This is a genomic window from Streptomyces albidoflavus, assembly GCF_000719955.1.
GTDB classification, from domain to species: Bacteria; Actinomycetota; Actinomycetes; order Streptomycetales; family Streptomycetaceae; genus Streptomyces; species Streptomyces albidoflavus.
In genome coordinates this window covers 180,730-199,617 of sequence record NZ_JOII01000017.1, presented here as the reverse complement: position 1 = coordinate 199,617, position 18,888 = coordinate 180,730, and the positions used below count along the sequence as shown (strand labels likewise).

Sequence of the window (18,888 nt, the reverse complement as noted above, 5' to 3'; positions counted from 1 at the left end):
CTGTGGGAGAGTAGGACGCCGCCGAACTTTCTTTGGCCTCGGGCCCTGGAAACCTTGTGTAAACAGGTTTCCGGGGCCCGAGGCATTTCTGCGTTCAGGAGAATTAAGGTCGATGCCATGCGCTACGACCTGGTCGTCTTCGACAACGACGGGGTGCTCGTTGACAGCGAGCCCCTCTCCAACACCATCCTCGCCGGCTACCTGACGGAGCTGGGCCATCCCACCAGCTACGAGGACTCGCTGCGGGACTACATGGGCGGGGCGGTGCACCGTATCCACGACCTGGTGCGGGAGCGGTCGGGCCGGCGGCTTCCCGCGGAGTTCGACGAGGAGTTCCACGGGCGGGTCTTCGAGGCGTTCCGGCGGGAACTGGAGCCCGTGCGGGGTGTCGTGGAGGTGCTGGCGCACCTGCGGGCCGCAGGTCTGCCGTACTGCGTGGCCTCGTCCGGGAGTCATGAGCGCATCCGGGTCGGGCACCGGAAGACCGGTCTTGACGCGTGGTTCCCCGAGGAGCACGTCTTCAGCGCGGACGACGTCGGCCGGGGCAAGCCCGCGCCGGACCTCTTCCTGCGGGCGGCCGAGCGGATGGGGGTGGCGCCGGAGCGGTGCGCCGTGGTCGAGGACAGTCCGCTCGGCGTCGAGGCGGCGCGGGCGGCCGGGATGGACGTGTATGGGTTCAGCGCGATGACGCCGCCCGAGCGGCTCGCGGGGGCCACCGGACTCTTCGCGGACATGGCCGAGTTGCCGCGGCTGGTCACGGCTTCCACCTGATCCGGTCAAAGGGATACCGGCGGGTAGCGGGCGGTCGTACGCTCTGCGGCCATGACCGACACGCGTATGCGGCAGGGGCGGGCGGCCCTGGCGTTCAGCTTTCTTGTTCAGGGAGTGGCGTTCGCGCTGCTCGTCACCCGCATCCCGGCGATCCAGGACCGGTACGGGATATCCGACGCCCTGCTGCCCGCCTTCCTCGCCGCCGTGCCGGTCCTCGCCGGCGTCGGGAGCGTCGTCACCGAGCGGGTCGTCCGGCGGGTGGCGCCCTGCCTCGTCCTGCGGTGGGCCCAGCCGGTGGTCCTCCTCGCGCTGCTGGCGGTCGGGGTCGGTCAGGGGATGATCCAGGTCGCTCTCGCGCTGGCCGTCTTCGGTCTCGCGGTGGGCGCGCTCGACGCCTCGATGAACATGCTCGGAGTCAGCCTTCAGCGGGCCTACGGGCGGTCGATCATGCTCGGATTCCACGCCGCGTACAGCCTCGGAGGGATAGCCGGGGCCTCGCTGGCGTGGCTCGGGGCGCACGGCGGGTGGGCGCTCGGGGTGTCGTACGCGCCGGTTGTCGGGGTGCTGCTGCCGCTCGCGCTGGTGGGGAGCCGCTGGTACGTGGACGCGGCGGCCGGGCCCGCCGTGGAGGCGGGCGGGAAGGGGAACGGGCGCGGGGTGGCGTTCGCCGTGCTGTTGCCGTTCTGCCTGGTGATGAGCTTCGCGTACATCGGGGACTCCACGGTCTCCAACTGGAGCGCGAAGTATCTCCAGGACGTGCTGGGGAGTTCGGAGCAGACGGCGACCGTCCCCTACAACGTGTACATGGTGATGACCCTGCTCGGGCGGACGCTCGGGGACCTCGGGGTGCGGCGGTTCGGGGCGGCGGCCGTGGTGCGGGCCGGGGCGGTGCTGGCCGCCGCCGGGTTCGCGCTGGTCGCGGGCGCGCCCGGAGTCGCGGCGGGGATGGCCGGTTTCACCCTGCTGGGCCTCGGGCTCTGCGTGCTGGTGCCGCAGACCTTCGCGGCGGCCGGGCGGATCGGGTTCGAGAAGGGCGGGCCGGCCGGGTCGGACGCGGCGGTGGCCCGGCTCAACGTCTTCAACTACGTCGGCTTCCTCGTGGGCTCCCCGCTGGTCGGCGTCATCGGCGACGCCTGGAGCTACCGGGGGGCCATGCTGGTGCCGATGGTGCTGGTCCTGGTGACCGTCGGGTATGCCCGCTCGTTCGAGGGAACCGGCGGCCGGTACGGTGACGGGCATGAGCGGGCGCGCGCAGCTGATGTGGGACGAGACGGTCACCGGCTATGACTTCGGTCCTCGCCATCCGATGGACCCGGTGCGGCTCACGCTGACCCGGGGCCTGATCTCGGCGTACGGCGTCGACCGGCAGCTGAAGGTCACCGGGGCCAAGCCCGCCGGGGACTCCACGCTGCGGCTGGTCCACCGGCAGGACTACGTGGACGCGGTCAAGGCCGTCTCCGCCGATCCGGCCTCGGCGGACGGGTCGTACGGGCTCGGGACCGACGACGACCCGGCGTTCGCCGGGATGCACGAGGTGTCGGCGGCCATCGCCGGGCTCTCCGTCGGCGCCGCCGAGGCGGTGTGGCGCGGGGAGGCTGAGCACGCCGTGAACTTCTCCGGCGGCCTGCACCACGCGATGCCCGGTGCCGCCTCCGGCTTCTGCGTCTACAACGACGCGGCCCTCGCCATCGCCCGGCTCCTGGAGCTAGGCGCCGAACGCGTCGCGTACGTCGACACCGACGTGCACCACGGCGACGGCGTCGAGGCGGCCTTCTGGGAGGACCCGCGGGTCCTCACCGTCTCGCTGCACGAGCACCCGCGCACCCTCTTCCCGCACACCGGCTGGCCGGAGGAGACCGGCGGGCCGGGCGCCGAGGGCAGCTCGGTCAACCTGCCGCTGCCGGCCGGGACCGGCGACGCCGGGTGGCTGCGGGCCTTCCACGCCGTCGTGCCCGAGCTGCTGGCGGAGTTCCGGCCGCAGGTGCTGGTCACCCAGCACGGTGCCGACACCCACTTCGAGGACCCGCTGGCACACTTCGCCATCTCCCTGGACGCCCAGCGCGCCGTGCAGCTCGCCTGCCACGGCCTGGCACACGACCACGCCGACGGCCGCTGGGTGGCGCTCGGCGGCGGCGGGTACGCGGTCGTGGACGTCGTCCCGCGCGCCTGGACGCACCTGGCCGCGGTCGCCGCCGGGCAGCCCATCCCGCCGGAGTCGATGATCCCGGAGGAGTGGAAGCAGCTCGTCTACGCCCGCACCCGCCAGCCCGGCCCGATGCGGATGACCGACGGCCGCTGGCCCGTCAGCTACCGTGACTGGCAGGGCGGTTACGATCCCGCCGACCGGCTCGACCAGGCCGTCCTGGCCACCCGGAAGGCGGCGTTCCCGCAGCGCGGGCTGCTGCCGTAGAAACCGGGGGCGCGGCCCGGGTGTTCCGGCGGGGGCGCTCGCCCGCCGCGTGAACGCTGGGCCGACCGGGGGGATTTCCGGCGAACCGGACTCGTACGCTCCACGGTGCGTCAGCATCGCGTACGTGTCCCTCCTGCCGACCCCGCGCACCCCGGCCCCGTCGCCCTCCCGGGCGGCCCTGCGCGCGCACCTGCTCGCCAGCGGGATCGCCGGGCCCGTGGCGACCACCCGGGAGGCGAGCCTGCGCAGCTACCGCCTCTTCGCCGCCCGCGACCCCCGCGTGCTGCTCGGCCTCGATCCGGCCGGCGTCTGGCGCGAGCGGGACGTGCTGGCGCTGATGGCGTGGCGGTGCGGGGTCTCCGCCGACCCGCGCCGGAGGGAGGGCGCCGACACCGTCGACCCGGACCGGACCCTGCTGGCCCTCGACCGGTTCGCCGTACGGCTCGGCCGGGCCGTCGCCGACCGGCGCCCCGTCCTCTTCGGCACCGGGCACCCCCACCGCCTCCTCGGTTTCTACGCCGCCCTGTCGCGGGCCGTCTCGGCGGCGGGAGGGCACGTCCTCACTCCCGCGCAGGGCCGAAGTGTCGACATAACGACCCGGTTCGGTCTACGCACGCACCGGATCGACTACGTACAGGGCGTCGCGTTGGTGAGAGCGCAAGCGGCCCCGGGGGCGGGTTGTGAGCCGGGCGCGCACTGTCATTCGCCGCTGCCCGTACGCGTGGTGCTCGGCGCGGCCGCGGAGGGCGGCGGGCCGCTGCCCGGGCTCGTCGTGGGGGACCACGGCTGGGCCTGCGGGGCAGGTCAGCTGGGGTTCGAGACGATCGGGCCGGCCGACACCGACGACCCCGCGCCCTTCGTCGGGGAGGCCGAGGGGCGGGTGGCGGTGGCGGTGCCGCTCGATGACGGAGTGCGGTCGGCCTGCTACGAGCCGCTGACGCGCTATGTACTCAATCGGGCGTGTCTGTCACCGTAGGGACCCGGCAGGGGCTCCTCTTCCCCACTCGCATCACCCGCCCCTACATTGGGGAGTGAGCGCACAGAGACGAGGAGTCACCGGAGGGGAAGCCGGTGCCCGTCATGTGCGGAAGGTTCAGGTGTGACATGGCTGCTGCTGACCGGCCTCTCAACGAGGTCCAGTTTCTGACCGTGGCGGAAGTCGCCTCGGTGATGCGCGTGTCCAAGATGACCGTGTACCGCCTGGTGCACAGCGGTCATCTGCCCGCCATCCGGGTCGGAAGGTCCTTCCGCGTCCCGGAACAGGCGGTTCACGAGTACCTTCGCGACTCCTACGTGGGGGTGGAGACGGCCTGACGACCGGGTCCGCGGGACCTCGATTACGGGCTCAGGCGCGGGGCGGGTAGGCTAAGCCGACGTAGGTCGTGTGGGCCCATGCAGCCCCGCACCAATGACCCCCGGTGAAAACGGGGGTTGTCCGAGAAGTGAGCGAGGGTAGTCGTGGGCTCTGTTATCAAGAAGCGGCGTAAGCGGATGGCCAAGAAGAAGCACCGCAAGCTGCTGAAGCGCACGCGTGTGCAGCGTCGCAACAAGAAGTAAGCGCCTAGCGGCGTGCTTGACGAGGTCCTTCCGCCTGCTGGCGGGAGGACCTCGTTTTTTGTGGCCCGGGCCACTCGGGGGTGGCCTCAAGCGCCGGCCGGGCCGATTTCGGTCGGCCTGGCCGAGAGCGGTGGTTGGGCGGCACGGTGTCATCGTGGGGCAATGTCGAGCCGTTACCGTGAGGTGGCAAGGGTTGCCGGGGCACAGCTGACTGGGGAAGGCAGGCGCTGACTTGGGCAGGGTCGTGCTCGTTACGGGGGTCGCGCGTCCGCTGAGTGGGCGGTTCGTACGCCGGGTGCAGCGGGAGGAGGGGGTCGACAAGGTGGTGGCCGTCGACTCGGTGGCGCCCGCGCATCAGCTCGGGGACGCCGAGTTCGTGCAGGCCGACATCGGGCGGCCGGCCATCGGGCGGCTGCTCGCGGAGTACCGCGTCGACACCGTGGTCCATCTCGACGTGTCCGGGACGCCGCTCGGCGGTGGCGGGCGGTCCTCCGTCAAGGAGGCCAACGTCATCGGGACGCTCCAGCTGCTCGGGGCCTGCCAGAAGGCGCCCAGTGTGCGGCGGCTCGTCGTGAAGTCCTCCACCAACGTCTACGGTTCCGCCTCCCGCGACCCGGCCGTCTTCACCGAGACCACCCCCGCCAAGGCGCTGCCCAGCGGCGGCTTCGCCAAGGACGCCGTCGAGGTCGAGGGGTACGTCCGCGGGTTCGCGCGACGGCGGCCGGACGTGGCCGTCTGCGTGCTGCGGTTCGCCAACATCCTCGGGCCCGGCGCGGACACCCCGCTCGCCGAGTACTTCTCGCTGCCGGTGCTGCCGACCGTCCTCGGCTACGACCCGCGCCTCCAGTTCGTCCACGAGGAGGACTGCCTGGACGTGCTGCGCATCGCCGCCGGGGAACCGGCCCGGGGGACGCTCAACAGCGGCACCTTCAACATCGCCGGGGACGGCGTGGTCCTGCTCTCCCAGTGCGCCCGGCGGCTCGGCAGCCCCACCGTGCCCGTGCTGCTGCCGGCCGTCACCTGGGTCGGGGCGGCGCTGCGGACCGTCGGCGTCACCGACTTCTCCCGGGAACAGATCCGGCTGCTCACCCACGGCCGGGTCGTCTCCACCGTGCAGATGCGCGAGACCCTCGGTTTCCACCCCGCCTGGACCACCGCGCAGACCTTCGCCGACTTCGCCCGCGCCCGCGGCAGCGGACTCCTCCCGCCGCAGGCCGTCGCCCACGCCGTCGACCGGGTCGCCGAGACCGTACGGGCACCCAGCACCGCGTACCCCGAACCGAGCGCCGACTAAGGAGCAGAGCACCATGGCGGACGCCAAGGTCATCCCCTTCGACGACGACCGGCCGCGCCGTCGCCGCCCCCGCACCCCGGCCCCCGTACGCGCGCTGCCGGAAGCGCCGCAGCCGGCCGCCGGGCCGGAGCCCGGGCCCGCCCGGGACGACGGCGGCTGGGAGCGGCGGATCGCGGGCGGCCTCGCCTTCCTGCGGCGCCGCCTCACCGGCGAGTACGAGGTCGACGAGTTCGGGTACGACGAGGAACTCACCGACCAGGTCCTGATGTCACTGCTGCGCCCGGTGTACGAGAAGTACTTCCGGGTCGAGGTGAAGGGGATCGAGAACATCCCGGCCGACGGCGGCGCCCTGATCGTCGCCAACCACTCCGGGACGCTGCCCCTGGACGGGCTGATGCTCCAGGTCGCCGTCCACGACCGGCACCCCGCCGAACGCCACCTGCGGCTGCTCGCCGCCGACCTCGTCTTCCGGCTGCCGGTCGTCAACGAGGTCGCCCGCAAGGCCGGTCACACCCTGGCCTGCGCCGAGGACGCCGAACGGCTGCTGGGCGCGGGCGAGATCGTCGGGGTGATGCCCGAGGGGTTCAAGGGGATCGGCAAGCCGTTCAGCGAGCGGTACAAGCTCCAGCGGTTCGGGCGGGGCGGCTTCGTCTCGACGGCCCTGCGCGCGGGCGTCCCCATCGTGCCCTGCTCCATCGTGGGCGCCGAGGAGATCTACCCGATGGTCGGCAACGCCCGCACCCTCGCGCGGGTGCTGGGGCTGCCGTACTTCCCGCTGACGCCGACCTTCCCGTGGCTCGGGCCGCTCGGCGCGCTGCCGCTGCCGACCAAGTGGACCATCCAGTTCGGCGAACCGATCCCCACCGACGGGTACGCGACGGAGGCCGCCGAGGACCCGATGCTCATGTTCAACCTCACCGACCAGGTGCGCGAACAGATCCAGCACACGCTGTACAAGCTGCTGGTGCAGCGGCGGTCGGTCTTCTTCTGAGGTTCCCGGGGCCGCCACCCCCGTCCGCGTTCAGAAGTGGTCGGGGCATCACGGCTCGGCGGTGGTGCGGAAGAGGGTGTCCGCGCGGCGGGCCGCTCCCGGGGTCAGCTCGGTGGCCAGCCCGGCCGCCACCAGCCTGCTCGCCTGCTCGCCGCCGAGGTGGAGCGCGGCGAGGGCGGCGGCGTCCAGGGCCAGGTCGGCCGGGCCGCCGTCCGGGGTGACCTCGGCCGAGCCGTCGGCGCCGGTGCGCAGCAGCCACACCCCGTCGACGTGACCGGCCGGGTCGGCGACCCGCAGCGCCAGCCGCAGCCCGGGCGGGTAGGTGCGGGCGGTCAGCGCGGCGGGCAGGTCGAGCAGGCGCAGCCAGAGGCAGTCGGCCGGGTGGGGGAGCGGGCGGACGGCGCGCGGGTCCCGCAGGAGGAGCGGCAGCGGGTCGTCCGGCGCGGCGTCCGGGACCTCGATCCTGCGCACCCAGTCGACGGAGAGCAGGTGGGCCCAGAGCGCGCGGCGGGCCTGCGCGGTGGTGGCGACGAGGTCGGTGACGGTCAGCGTCGCGTCGGGGACCCGGTCGCTCCACTTCCCGTCGACCGTGTACGCGACGAGGCCGCGCACCTCTCCCGCCCCGTCCCGGTGGACGAGGACGGTCGGCGCCTCCCACTCCTCCCCGGGCAGCAGCGCGGCCCCGGTGCGCCGGCGCCAGCTCCACCCCGGGCGGCTCACCGCGCCCGCCCGACCCCGGCGGGCCTCGTCGAACAGGGCCGGGCCGAAGCGGCGTACCTCCTCCGGTGCGGCCTCGCGGAGGGTGGCGGAGGTGTCCAGGTCCGGGCGGAGGCCCCCCGAGGCCGTGACATCGACGGTGAAGCCGCCGTGCCGGGTGGCGGGCGCGAAGCCGTACCGGCCGTACACCGGGTACTCGGCCGAGTGCAGCACCGCCGCCGCCTCGCCCCGGGCGACCGCCGCGCGCAGCCCGTGGGCCATCAGCGCGGAGAGGATGCCCCGCCGCCGGTGCGAGGGCACCACCGCGAGCGAGCTGACACCGAGGACCGGGAGCAGGGCCCCGCCCGGCACACTCAGGTCGAGCGCGAGCCCCCGGAACGTCCCCACACACTCTCCACCCTCCTACGCGCCGAGCCACCGGCCCGGTTCGAAGACGCCCCGGCGCCGTTCCAGGGAGGCGGTCCGGTAGGGGACGAAGTTGCCCTTGCTGTAGGCGCGGCCCCAGCCGTCGAGGTCGTCCTCGGTGATCTCCCGGACCGTCAAGGCGGTGGGTGGGGCAGTGGGGTGGGGAGAGGGGGAAGTGGGCGGCGCGTCGGTCATCCGAGGAGAGTAAGGGCACTGGGCCGGGGCGGCACGCAGGCCGGAGGGCCCCACCGCGCACGGTGAGGCCCTCCGGTTCGTACGGGAGCCGGGTTGGTCAGTCCCGGTCGCCCGCGTCGATGCCGAGGCCGGGGAGGAGGCCCGGGAGGAGGGGCGGGAGGGTGACGTCCGGTGCGGTGCCGGGCTCGCGCTGCTCCTGGGAGGGGGCCGGGGAGTCCTGGCCGGTCCGGGGCGGGTCGAGCAGGCCGCCGGTCGAGCCGCCGAGGAGGCCGTCGTCCTGCTGGTCGTCGGCGGACGGCTTCGGGCTGCCCTTCTCGCCGGTGCCGCCCTGGCCGCCGCCCTCGCGCTCCGCCGAGCCGGACGGGTCCGGTTCGCCGGGGGCCACGGAGCCGGTGCCCGCGGGCGGGGAGGAGCCGGGGGCGGGGGAGCCGCCCGGGCGGTCGTCCTGGGAGGGGGCGCCGGGCAGCAGCGAACGGAGCGGCTCGACCTCCTCCTCTATGGCGTCGAAGACCTCGCTCACCTGGTCGCTCACGTCGAACAGGGTGGGCGGGAGCTGGTCGCGCAGCGAGGTCCAGGTGGCCCGGTGCGACTGGGAGAAGGAGGAGAGCTGCTGGATCGGCTGGAGCGAACCGCCCTCCTGGTAGGCGGCGCTGAGCAGGCGGTGGCCCTGGCCGGCGTCGTGGTGCACGGCGCCCAGCGCGCGGCGGATCTCGGCGAGCGATTCGTGGTCCAGGGAGCCCGAGCGGCCGCGCTCCATCAGCCGGCGGGCCTCGCTCAGCCTGGTCGAGGCGTGGTCGAGGTAGATCCCGCCGCGGTCGGCCGCGTCACCGGCCATGCCGAGCTTGATGTCCTCCATGCCGCGCTTCAGCCCGTAGAGCGAGTCACCGGGGAGGGCGTCGGAGCTGGCCGCGGCCACGCCGCCGAAGGCTCCCGCCGCGACGCCCACCGTGAGGCCGCCCGCGGCGAGGCCCTTGGTGAGGCGCGAACGGGGGCGGAGTTTCCGCAGGGGGCTGGCCCGGTGCGCGCCCCGGCCGGAGCGCTGCTCGGGCACCGAAGGGTCCGGTGCGGAGCCGGCCATCGCCTCCATCGCGGCGACCAGCTGGGCGCGCTGGACGGTTCTCACCTCGGGGTCCAGTTGGGGTCTGGGCACTTCGCCGAGCTCGGCTGCCAGGGAGAGCATCCTGCTCTCCTCGGCGCGCTCCGCGGGAGCCGCGCCGGGCTGCTCCCCGGACGCCGCCGGTGGCCGGTCCTCGGCCGCCTGGCCCGGGGGCGTCTGCTCCTCCAGGGCCTGGGCGAAGGCGTTCGCCCGCCGGTGTGCCGATACATTCGCGATCACGGGCGGCACCTCCTCTCGTCATGACGGTCGACTCCCCGCGCGATCCGGGAGTTCCGCACCGCGGCGGCGTCCACCCGATCGAGTGAGGGCGGGGCTGCTGAAGCGCATCCGGGGGAAGTCTGCAATCCCCCCAACGACTGGCCCGCCCCCCTGGTTACGGAACTGCCGCGATCGGTCCGCTGAACCCAGCGAACAGCCACGCACGGCCAGTTGACGGGCACGGTGCGTGGCGGTCGGCGGGACGGCGAACTCGGTACGGGGGACAGGGGCGGGACGGGCGGTACGGGTGGGACAGCGGTGGGAACGGGTGGTGCGGGGACGGTCAGCGGGCGTCGTCCGGGAGCAGGCGGGCCAGGGTGCGGACCGCCCGGTACTGGAGCGTTTTGATCGCGCCCTCGTTCTTCCCCATGACGCGTGCGGTCTCGGCGACCGACAGGCCCTGGAGAAATCGGAGCGTGACGCATTCCTGCTGCTGGGGGTTGAGACGTCGGACGGCGTCGAGGAGGGCGGCGTTGGAGAGGGACTCCAGGACCGAGTCCTCGGGACTGCGTTCGACCTCGTTGGCGTCGAGCATCTCGCCGGTGGTCACTTCGAGGCGGAAGCGGCTCGACTTGAAGTGGTCGGCGACCAGGTTGCGGGCGATGGTGACCAGCCAGGCGCCGAAGTCGCGGCCCTGCCAGGTGAAGGTGCCGATCCGGCGCAGGGCGCGCAGGAAGGTCTCGCTGGTCAGGTCCTCGGCGGTGGCCTTTCCGCCCACCCGGTAGTAGATGTAGCGGTAGACGGTGTCGCTGTACTGGTCGTACAGCTTCCCGAACGCCTCGGCCTCCCCGTCCTGGGCGCGTTCGACCAGTTCCATCATGCGGGCGCTGTCGCTGTCGGCCGCGGGACGGCGGGCCGTGGTGGTGCCCCCGCCGGCGCGGCGGGCGGAGCCGGTGCGGCCCCGTCTGCCGACGGCGGCGCCGCTTTCGGCGAGGGCGTAGGCGGAACCGGCGGACCCGGGCGAGGGGAGCGCGGGGGCGGCGAGGGCGGGGACGGCGTAAACGGTGGGGACGAAGCTGCGCAGGCGGTCGACGACCGTTGCGCGCAGCGTAGCCAGGCCCGAGGCGTCAACCCCGACGTGTGGGTACACGGGACTCCCAGAGGCAGAGCTTCCATCACGTACGGTGCGTCGCCGTTCACTCGATGTGGCGGTGTGAGGCACCGGAATTGCGTCTGAGGAGAATAACGCTTCGTACAGGCGGCGCTACACCGAGTTGCTCAAATCACCGATTGCGACGGTTCCGTGGCCCTTATCGGTCTGTTCGCTTGGCACAGAGTGATCGCCAGCTGATCGGAAGAGTCCGAATTCCGGCCGTGTGGGGGACGTGTTGTGGTCGTCTGGGGTGAACGTGCGTGCCGTGGGGCGCGGCGGGGTAAGAACGCCGTTTTGTCGGGTAGTCGGTCCGGCCGGGGCGCGCGGTGGCGCGAGGGGCGCGACGGCCGGGGCGCGTACGCCGAAGGGCCGCCCCCGGAGTGCCGGAAGGGCGGCCCCGCGTGTGCGTCGGGTCAGGCGCGCCGGCGGTGGATGGCGACGGCGGCGGCGGTGCCGCCGGCCAGCGCGCCGACCCCGGCGGCCGCCGGGATGCCGATCTTGACCGCCTTGCGCCCGGTCCGGTAGTCGCGCAGCCGCCAGTCGTGCTCGCGGGCGTGCTTGCGGAGCTTGGTGTCCGGGTTGATGGCGTAGGGGTGGCCGACCAGCGAGAGCATCGGGATGTCGTTGTGCGAGTCGCTGTACGCGGCGCAGCGGTCGAGGTCCAGCTCCTCGGCGGCGGCCAGCGCGCGGACCGCCTCGGCCTTGGCGGGGCCGTGCAGCGGTTCGCCGACCAGGCGGCCGGTGTAGACCCCGCCGACCGACTCGGCGACGGTGCCGAGCGCCCCGGTCAGGCCGAGCCTGCGGGCGATGATGGTGGCGGTCTCCACCGGCGCCGCGGTCACCAGCCAGACCCGCTGGCCGGCGTCGAGGTGGGCCTGGGCGAGGGCGCGGGTGCCGGACCAGATGCGGCCGGCGAGGTACTCGTCGTAGATCTCCTCGCCGATCGACATCAGTTCGGCGACGCGGTGGCCCTTGACGATGGAGAGGGCGGACTCGCGGACGTCCTGGATGTGCCCCGCGTCCTCGGTGCCCGCGATCCGGAAGTACGCCTGCTGCCAGGCGAACCGGGTCAGTTCGCGGCGCTCGAAGAACTTCCGCTTGTACAGGCCGCGGCCGAAGTGGAAGAGGGAGGCGCCCTGCATCACCGTGTTGTCCAGGTCGAAGAAGGCGGCGGCGCGTTCGTCCCCGGCGACCGGGAACTCCGGCTCGGCCGGCTTCTCCTCGGCGGGCGTGACCTCGGTGGCCCCGGCCTCCAGTGCCTCCTCCGGCGCCTGCGAGGTCTTACGGGCCGCCTCGGCGCTCGCCTCGCCCGCCAGCACGCTGCGCGCGGTGGCCGGGCGTCTGCGGGGGGTCAGCCATTCCCAGGAGAGGCGCATCCTCAGCGGGTTCCGGCCGGACTTGCCGTCGGGCGTGGGGAGGGGCATGTCGAGAGCATAGTCAGTCCGCGGGGCGCGCCCGGACCCCGGAGGGTGCCCGGCCGTGAACACTTCGGGTCGGCGGTGTGACGGGCCCTCGCGGGCGGTGCGGCGGCCCCCGGCGCGCGGGCCGCCGAGGGGGCGGGGCCACAATGGGCGGTATGAGTCCGGTGTTCCGTCGTACGAAGAAGGCTCCCGCCGAGCGGGTCGTCACCCTGGTGGGCAAGCCCGGGTGCCATCTCTGCGAGGACGCCCGCGAGGTGGTGGCGGCGGTCTGCGCCGAGGTCGGCGCGGTGTGGGAGGAGAAGGACATCCTCCAGGACCAGGCGCTCCACGACGCCTACTGGGAGCAGATCCCGGTGGTGCTCGTCGACGGGGAGCAGCACGACTTCTGGCGGGTCAGCCCCGAGCGGCTGCGCAAGGCGCTGAGCTGAGCGCGCGGGCGCTCGTACGGGCGGGGGGTTTCGGCCCCGGAAGCGGCCGGCGAGCGGGCGGTGACGGCGCAGTGAACGGCTCCCCGGCTCCGTAGCCGCAGGTCCGGAGCGGTTTTCCAGGGACGTGCGGGGCGGGCCGGACGGTTCCCGGACCGGCTGGTAAGTACGCGTGACCCCGGTCACTTTGGGTGGACAAATAGGACACCATCTTTGTGCACGCGTTCACAAAGGCATAGCCTGCACGGGACGGGGCGGTCTGCGCAGGCGCGGCCGCCCACAGCCTCGCTCTACCCGCAGGAGCACCGTGGCAACTGGCCGAACTCACCGACCGGCGACCCGCAGCCGAGGAATTCCCGAGGCCACGGTCGCCAGGCTTCCGCTCTACCTGCGAGCCCTCACCGCGCTGTCGGAGCGCTCCGTCCCCACGGTCTCCTCCGAGGAGCTGGCGACGGCGGCGGGCGTCAACTCGGCGAAGCTGCGCAAGGACTTCTCGTACCTCGGCTCCTACGGGACGCGCGGGGTCGGCTACGACGTCGAGTACCTCGTGTACCAGATCTCCCGCGAGCTCGGCCTGACCCAGGACTGGCCCGTCGTCATCGTCGGCGTCGGCAACCTCGGCGCGGCCCTCGCCAACTACGGCGGCTTCGCCTCGCGCGGCTTCCGCGTCGCCGCCCTGCTCGACCAGGACCCGGCGCTGACCGGCCGCACGGTCGCGGGGATGCCCGTCTCGCACACCGACGACCTGGAGCGGATCGTCACCGAGAACGGTGTCTCCATCGGCGTCATCACCATCCCCGCCGGCGGCGCCCAGCAGGTCTGCGACCGGCTCGTGGCGGCCGGGGTCACCTCCATCCTGAACTTCGCGCCGACCGTCCTCTCGGTGCCCGAGGGCGTCGACGTGCGCAAGGTCGACCTCTCCATCGAGCTGCAGATCCTCGCCTTCCACGAGCAGCGCAAGGCCGGCGAGGACGCCACCGCGCCCGCCGATCTGCCCGCGGGCCCGCACACCACTCCCCGCAAGGGACCCGACGGGGACGTTCCCGCCGTGATGCCGGCATGAGCCTTCTCGTCGTGGGGCTGAGCCACCGCAGCGCGCCGGTGAGCATCCTGGAACGCGCCGCGCTGAGCGCCGACGCCCAGGCCAAGCTCCTCCAGGACGCGCTCGCCGTCGAGCCCGTCACCGAGGCGTCCGTCCTCGCCACCTGCAACCGCATCGAGCTCTACGCCGACGTGGACAAGTTCCACGCCGGCGTCGCCGAGGTCTCCACCCTGCTCGCCCGGCACAGCGGGGTCGGCCTCGACGAACTCACGCCGTACCTCTACGTCCACTACGAGGACCGCGCCGTCCACCACCTGTTCTCGGTGGCCTGCGGGCTGGACTCGATGGTGGTCGGGGAGGGGCAGATCCTCGGGCAGATCAAGGACTCCCTCGCCACCGCGCAGCGGCTGCACACCGCCGGGCGGCTGCTGAACGACCTGTTCCAGCAGTCCCTGCGGGTCGGCAAGCGCGCCCACAGCGAGACCGGCATCGACCGCGCCGGGCAGTCCCTGGTCACCTTCGGCCTGGAGCAGCTGGCCCAGGGCGAGCAGGTCGCCGACTGGGCCGCCAAGAAGCGCGCGCTGATCATCGGCGCCGGCTCGATGTCCTCGCTGGCCGCCGCCACCCTGGCCCGCGCCGGGGTCCAGGAGATCGTGGTCGCCAACCGCACCCTGGAGCGCGCCGAGCGGCTCGCCGAGATCCTCGCCCAGCCCGGCGGGGCCGCGGCCGCCGAGGGCTTCGCCGCCCGCGCCGTGCCGATGGCCTCGGTCAGTGGCGAGCTGGCCCGCGCCGACATCGCCGTCTCCTGCACCGGAGCCACCGGCCTCGTCCTCACCGCCGAGGCGGTCGCCGCCGCGGTCGCCGGGCGCACCGACGGCGACCCGCTGACCCTGCTCGACCTGGCGATGCCGCGCGACGTGGACGCCGCCGTGCACCGCGTCGCCGGCGCCCGCCTGGTCGACATCGAATCCCTCGCCGAGGCGTCCGCCGACGCCCCGATGGCCGCCGACGTGGACGCGGTCCGCACCCTCGTCTCCGAGGAGGTCGCCGCCTTCGGCGCGGCCCAGCGCGCCGCCCACATCACGCCGACCGTGGTCGCCCTGCGCACCATGGCCGCCGACGTGGTGGCCGGCGAGATGGGGCGGCTCCGCGGCCGCCTCCCCGACCTCGGCGAACGCGAGCAGGCGGAGATCACGCAGGCCGTCCGCCGCGTCGTCGACAAGCTCCTGCACGCTCCGACCGTGCGGGTCAAGCAACTGGCCGGAGAGCCCGGGGGCGCCGGATACGCCGACGCCCTGCGGACCCTCTTCGACCTCGACCCGCAGACGGTCGCGGCCGTCAGCCGGGCCGACCACGGGGCGCGCGGCGACAGCGCCGCGCCCGCCCGCACCACCACGGACGACCTGAATCGAGACCGGTCATGACCGAGAAGGCATTGCGACTCGGGACCAGGCGCAGCAAGCTCGCCATGGCCCAGTCCGGACAGGTGGCCGACGCCGTCCACCAGCTGACGGGGCGGCCCGTCGAGCTGGTGGAGATCACGACGTACGGCGACACCTCCCGCGAGCACCTGGCGCAGATCGGGGGCACCGGCGTCTTCGTCGCCGCCCTGCGCGAGGCGCTGGTGCGCGGGGAGGTGGACTTCGCGGTGCACTCGCTCAAGGACCTGCCGACGGCCCAGCCGGACGAGCTCGTCCTGGCCGCCGTACCGCCCCGCGAGGACCCGCGCGACGTGCTGATCGCCCGCGACGGGCTCCGCTTCGAGGAGCTGCCCGAGGGGGCGCGCGTCGGCACCGGTTCGCCCCGGCGCATGGCGCAGCTCAACGCGTACGCCCGCGGGCACCGGATGGCGATCGAGACCGTGCCGATCCGGGGGAACATCGACACCCGCATCGGTTTCGTCCGCAGCGGTGAGCTGGACGCGGTGGTTCTCGCCGCGGCCGGGCTGCACCGTGTCGGCAGGAGCGACGAGGTGACCGAGTACCTCTCGGTCGACACGATTCTGCCCGCCCCCGGCCAGGGGGCCCTGGCGATCGAGTGCGCCGCCGGCCATGAGGCCGACGGGCTGCCGCTCGCCGCCGTGCTCGCGGAGCTCGACGACCCGGCGACCCGGGCCGCCGTCACCGCGGAGCGTTCCCTGCTCGCTGCCCTGGAGGCCGGTTGCAGCGCCCCTGTGGGTGCGCTGGCCGACCTTCTGGCCGACGGGCAGGTTGTCAAGGAAATGCGCCTGCGGGGAGTCGTCGGTTCGCCCGACGGTTCCGCGCTGGTGCAGCTGTCCACCACCGGTCCCGTGCCCACGACGCATGACGAGGCGGCCGCGCTCGGCACCGAACTCGCTGCCGAGATGCTGGCCAAGGGTGCGGCCGGTCTGATGGGGGAGCGAGCACTTTGAGCCCCACCACCGCTGTAAATTCAATGTTCTCCGACCATGGGCACGTCACCTTCCTCGGTGCCGGTCCCGGCGACCCGGGGCTTCTCACTCTGCGCGCCGTCGAGGCGCTGGCCGCGGCCGACGTCCTGGTCGCGGAGGAGCAGGTGCTCGACGTCGTCAGGGCGCATGCCAGGGCGGGCGCGGACATGCCGCAACTGTCCGCTGACGAGGCGTCAACCCCCGCGGAGGCCCGCCGATTCGGCGATGCCGCCAATCTTGTCATGGGGGCCGCGCGGGCCGGAAAGCGGGTCGTGCGCGCCGTCCAGGGCGACCCGGGGCTCGACTCCGAGGCCGTCCGCGAGATGCTCGCCTGCGCCGCCGAGGGCGTCACCTTCGAGGTGGTCCCCGGCATCGCGGAGGCGGTCGGCGTCCCCGCGTACGCCGGTATCCCGCTGCGCGACGAGACCGGTGCCGACGTGCGGTTCGTGGACGCGCGCACCGCCACCGAGCGCTGCTGGACCGAGCTGGGCGCGAGCGACGGAACCGTCGTCGTCTCCACCAGCCTCGACCAGGCGGCGGCCACGGCGGGCGAACTGGTGGCGGCCGGGCGCAAGCCCGACACCCCGATGACGCTCACCGTCGCCGGGACCACCACCCGCCAGCGGACCTGGGAGGCGACGCTCGGCACCGTCGCGCAGGTCCTCAAGCAGGCCAAGGTGCTGCCCTCGCCCGACGGCGGCCGTCCGGTCATAGCCGTGGTCGGTGAGCACTGCGCCCCGGCCCGCCGCGACCAGCTCTCCTGGTTCGAGTCGAAGCCGCTCTTCGGCTGGAAGGTCCTGGTGCCGCGCACCAAGGAACAGGCGGCCTCGCTCTCCGACCAGCTGCGCTCCTACGGCGCGGTGCCGCACGAGGTGCCGACCATCGCCGTCGAGCCGCCGCGCACCCCGCAGCAGATGGAACGGGCTGTCAAGGGCCTGGTCACCGGACGCTACGAGTGGATCGCGTTCACCAGCGTCAACGCGGTCAAGGCGGTCCGGGAGAAGTTCGAGGAGTACGGGCTCGACGCGCGGGCCTTCGCCGGCATCAAGGTCGCCGCCGTCGGCGAGCAGACCGCGGCCGCGCTGATCGCCTTCGGCGTCAAGCCCGACCTCGTCCCCTCGGGCGAGCAGTCCGCGGCCGGGCTCCTGGAGGACTGGCCGCCGTACGACCCGGTCTTCGACCCGATCGACCGGGTGTTCCTGCCGCGCGCCGACATCGCCACCGAGACCCTGGTGGCCGGGCTGATCGAGCTGGGCTGGGAGGTGGACGACGTCACCGCCTACCGGACGGTGCGCGCCTCGCCGCCGCCGGCCGACACCCGCGAGGCGATCAAGGGCGGCGGCTTCGACGCGGTCCTGTTCACCTCGTCCTCGACCGTCCGCAACCTGGTCGGCATCGCGGGCAAGCCGCACAACGTCACGATCATCGCCTGTATCGGGCCCGCCACCGCCAAGACGGCGGAGGAGCACGGGCTGCGCGTCGACGTGATGGCGCCCGAGCCCTCGGTGCACAAGCTGGCCGAGGCGCTCGCCTCCTTCGGCGCGGAGCGCAGGGCCGCAGCGCTGGAGGCCGGGGAGAGCGTCGCCCGGCCCAGCGAGCGGCGCCCCGGCGCCCGGCGCCGCAGGGCCGCCTCCTCCTCGTGAGGCGGGGGCGCTGAACCAGGACGTACCGGAGCGGGCCTACCCTTTGGGGTGGGCCCGCTCCCGCGTTCCACGCCCGGCGCGCCCGTCCCGTTCTCGGTTCGTCGGAGTAGGTGTTTGTGGTCGTGAGTGCGTACGGATCGTTCCCCGGTAGCCGGCCCCGCAGGCTGCGGAGCAGCGCGGTGATGCGCCGGATGGTCGCCGAGACCCGGCTCCACCCGGCCGACCTCGTCCTGCCGGCCTTCGTCCGTGAGGACATCTCCGAGCCGGTCGAGATCGGCTCCATGCCCGGCGTCTACCAGCACACCCGCGACACCCTCCGCAAGGCCGCAGCTGAGGCCGTCGCCGCCGGCGTCTCCGGCATCATGCTCTTCGGCGTGCCCGAGGACGCCAAGAAGGACGCGGTCGGCTCGGCCGGCACCGACCCCGACGGCATCCTCCAGCTCGCGCTGCGCGACGTCCGCTCCGAGGTCGGCGACGACCTGCTGGTCATGTCCGACCTCTGCCTCGACGAGTTCACCGACCACGGCCACTGCGGCGTCCTGACCGCCGACGGCCGCATCGACAACGACGCCACCCTGGAGCGGTACGCCGAGATGGCCCAGGTCCAGGCGGACGCCGGCGCCCACGTGGTCGGCCCCAGCGGCATGATGGACGGCCAGGTCGGCGTCATCCGCGACGCCCTCGACCAGACCGGCCACGAGGACGTCGCGATCCTCGCCTACACCGTCAAGTACGCCTCGGCCTTCTACGGCCCCTTCCGCGAGGCCGTCGGCTCCTCCCTCCAGGGCGACCGCAAGACCTACCAGCAGGACGCCGCCGGCGCCCGCGACGCCCTCCGCGAACTCGCCCTCGACCTCCAGGAGGGCGCCGACATGGTCATGGTCAAGCCGGCCGGCCCCTACCTCGACATCCTCAGCAAGGTCGCCGAAGCCTCCGACGTACCGGTCGCGGCCTACCAGATCAGCGGGGAGTACTCGATGATCGAGGCCGCGGCGCAGCGGGGGTGGATCGACCGGGACGCGGCGATTCTGGAGTCGCTGACGGGGATCAAGCGCGCCGGGGCGCAGATCATCCTGACGTACTGGGCGACCGAGGTGGCGCGGAAGCTGGGGTGACCCACACCGGCTGACCTCGGGGCG

At 73.5% G+C, this 18,888-nt stretch carries 18 protein-coding genes and 1 pseudogene; 14 read left to right on the top strand and 5 right to left on the bottom strand.

All coding sequences use genetic code 11. The features are described 5' to 3' along the window. The first annotated feature begins 117 nt into the window (after nt 1-117). The 8 genes from IF45_RS0119405 (at nt 118) to IF45_RS0119375 (ending at nt 7,023) form a co-directional block, all read left to right on the top strand. Entirely contained in the window at nt 118-771 is a 654-nt protein-coding gene (locus IF45_RS0119405) for an HAD family hydrolase (protein ID WP_030308602.1), read from the top strand. A 51-nt stretch (nt 772-822) separates the two neighbouring features. Next, the gene (locus IF45_RS0119400; RefSeq protein ID WP_030308601.1) at nt 823-2,058 is read left to right on the top strand and encodes an MFS transporter; all 1,236 of its coding nucleotides are present in this window, start codon (nt 823-825) and stop codon (nt 2,056-2,058) included. Then, on the top strand, nt 2,009-3,181 hold the full coding sequence (locus tag IF45_RS0119395; protein WP_008403511.1) for an acetoin utilization protein AcuC: 1,173 nt from the start codon (nt 2,009-2,011) through the stop codon (nt 3,179-3,181). The genes IF45_RS0119400 and IF45_RS0119395 overlap by 50 nt, the downstream gene beginning before the upstream one ends. Nucleotides 3,182-3,305: 124 nt before the next feature. Next, complete coding sequence (locus tag IF45_RS0119390; protein ID WP_030308599.1) at nt 3,306-4,157, top strand: phosphatase; 852 nt, start codon at nt 3,306-3,308, stop codon at nt 4,155-4,157. Nucleotides 4,158-4,285: 128 nt separating this feature from the next. Then, nucleotides 4,286-4,495, top strand: a complete 210-nt coding sequence (locus IF45_RS0119385; RefSeq protein WP_003948846.1) for a helix-turn-helix domain-containing protein — start codon at nt 4,286-4,288, stop codon at nt 4,493-4,495. A gap of 144 nt (nt 4,496-4,639) precedes the next feature. Further along, nucleotides 4,640-4,738, top strand: a complete 99-nt coding sequence (locus IF45_RS32450; RefSeq protein WP_003948845.1) for a 30S ribosomal protein bS22 — start codon at nt 4,640-4,642, stop codon at nt 4,736-4,738. A gap of 232 nt (nt 4,739-4,970) precedes the next feature. After that, complete coding sequence (locus tag IF45_RS0119380) at nt 4,971-6,032, top strand: NAD-dependent epimerase/dehydratase family protein (protein ID WP_026048082.1); 1,062 nt, start codon at nt 4,971-4,973, stop codon at nt 6,030-6,032. Nucleotides 6,033-6,045: 13 nt separating this feature from the next. After that, nucleotides 6,046-7,023 carry a lysophospholipid acyltransferase family protein gene (locus IF45_RS0119375; protein WP_003948843.1) on the top strand — a complete coding sequence of 326 codons (978 nt, stop codon included), beginning with the start codon at nt 6,046-6,048 and terminating at the stop codon, nt 7,021-7,023. A gap of 48 nt (nt 7,024-7,071) precedes the next feature. Here the strand turns inward: IF45_RS0119375 and IF45_RS31465 are convergent. From IF45_RS31465 to IF45_RS0119355, 5 genes and pseudogenes are all read right to left on the bottom strand, one after another. Then, nucleotides 7,072-8,130: pseudogene (locus IF45_RS31465) on the bottom strand (GNAT family N-acetyltransferase); the annotation flags it as partial. Between the two features lie 12 nt (nt 8,131-8,142). Beyond that, entirely contained in the window at nt 8,143-8,340 is a 198-nt protein-coding gene (locus tag IF45_RS33970) for a hypothetical protein (protein WP_242536806.1), read from the bottom strand. 97 nt (nt 8,341-8,437) lie between these two features. Continuing rightward, nucleotides 8,438-9,676: a DUF5667 domain-containing protein gene (locus IF45_RS0119365; protein WP_030308598.1), complete on the bottom strand. Its 1,239-nt coding sequence runs from the start codon at nt 9,674-9,676 to the stop codon at nt 8,438-8,440. Nucleotides 9,677-9,998: 322 nt separating this feature from the next. Further along, nucleotides 9,999-10,805: an ECF subfamily RNA polymerase sigma factor, BldN family gene (locus tag IF45_RS0119360; protein WP_008403603.1), complete on the bottom strand. Its 807-nt coding sequence runs from the start codon at nt 10,803-10,805 to the stop codon at nt 9,999-10,001. Nucleotides 10,806-11,221: 416 nt separating this feature from the next. After that, a complete protein-coding gene (locus IF45_RS0119355; RefSeq protein WP_015507680.1) occupies nt 11,222-12,184 on the bottom strand; it encodes an HAD family hydrolase in 963 nt (320 codons plus the stop codon). 191 nt (nt 12,185-12,375) lie between these two features. Between IF45_RS0119355 and IF45_RS0119350 the strand changes: the two genes are divergently transcribed. The 6 genes from IF45_RS0119350 (at nt 12,376) to hemB (ending at nt 18,864) form a co-directional block, all read left to right on the top strand. Next, nucleotides 12,376-12,657: a glutaredoxin family protein gene (locus IF45_RS0119350; RefSeq protein WP_003948838.1), complete on the top strand. Its 282-nt coding sequence runs from the start codon at nt 12,376-12,378 to the stop codon at nt 12,655-12,657. Between the two features lie 304 nt (nt 12,658-12,961). Beyond that, nucleotides 12,962-13,717, top strand: coding sequence for a redox-sensing transcriptional repressor Rex (locus IF45_RS0119345; RefSeq protein WP_030308594.1), 756 nt, complete (start codon nt 12,962-12,964; stop codon nt 13,715-13,717). Then, nucleotides 13,714-15,120, top strand: a complete 1,407-nt coding sequence (locus tag IF45_RS0119340) for a glutamyl-tRNA reductase (RefSeq protein WP_030308592.1) — start codon at nt 13,714-13,716, stop codon at nt 15,118-15,120. The genes IF45_RS0119345 and IF45_RS0119340 overlap by 4 nt, the downstream gene beginning before the upstream one ends. After that, a complete protein-coding gene (gene hemC, locus IF45_RS0119335) occupies nt 15,117-16,088 on the top strand; it encodes a hydroxymethylbilane synthase (protein ID WP_008403606.1) in 972 nt (323 codons plus the stop codon). Before IF45_RS0119340 ends, hemC begins: the two co-directional genes overlap by 4 nt. A 23-nt stretch (nt 16,089-16,111) precedes the next feature. Next, complete coding sequence (locus IF45_RS0119330; protein WP_008403607.1) at nt 16,112-17,749, top strand: bifunctional uroporphyrinogen-III C-methyltransferase/uroporphyrinogen-III synthase; 1,638 nt, start codon at nt 16,112-16,114, stop codon at nt 17,747-17,749. Between the two features lie 122 nt (nt 17,750-17,871). Beyond that, the gene (hemB, locus tag IF45_RS0119325; RefSeq protein ID WP_003948833.1) at nt 17,872-18,864 is read left to right on the top strand and encodes a porphobilinogen synthase; all 993 of its coding nucleotides are present in this window, start codon (nt 17,872-17,874) and stop codon (nt 18,862-18,864) included. Nucleotides 18,865-18,888: the final 24 nt, after the last annotated feature.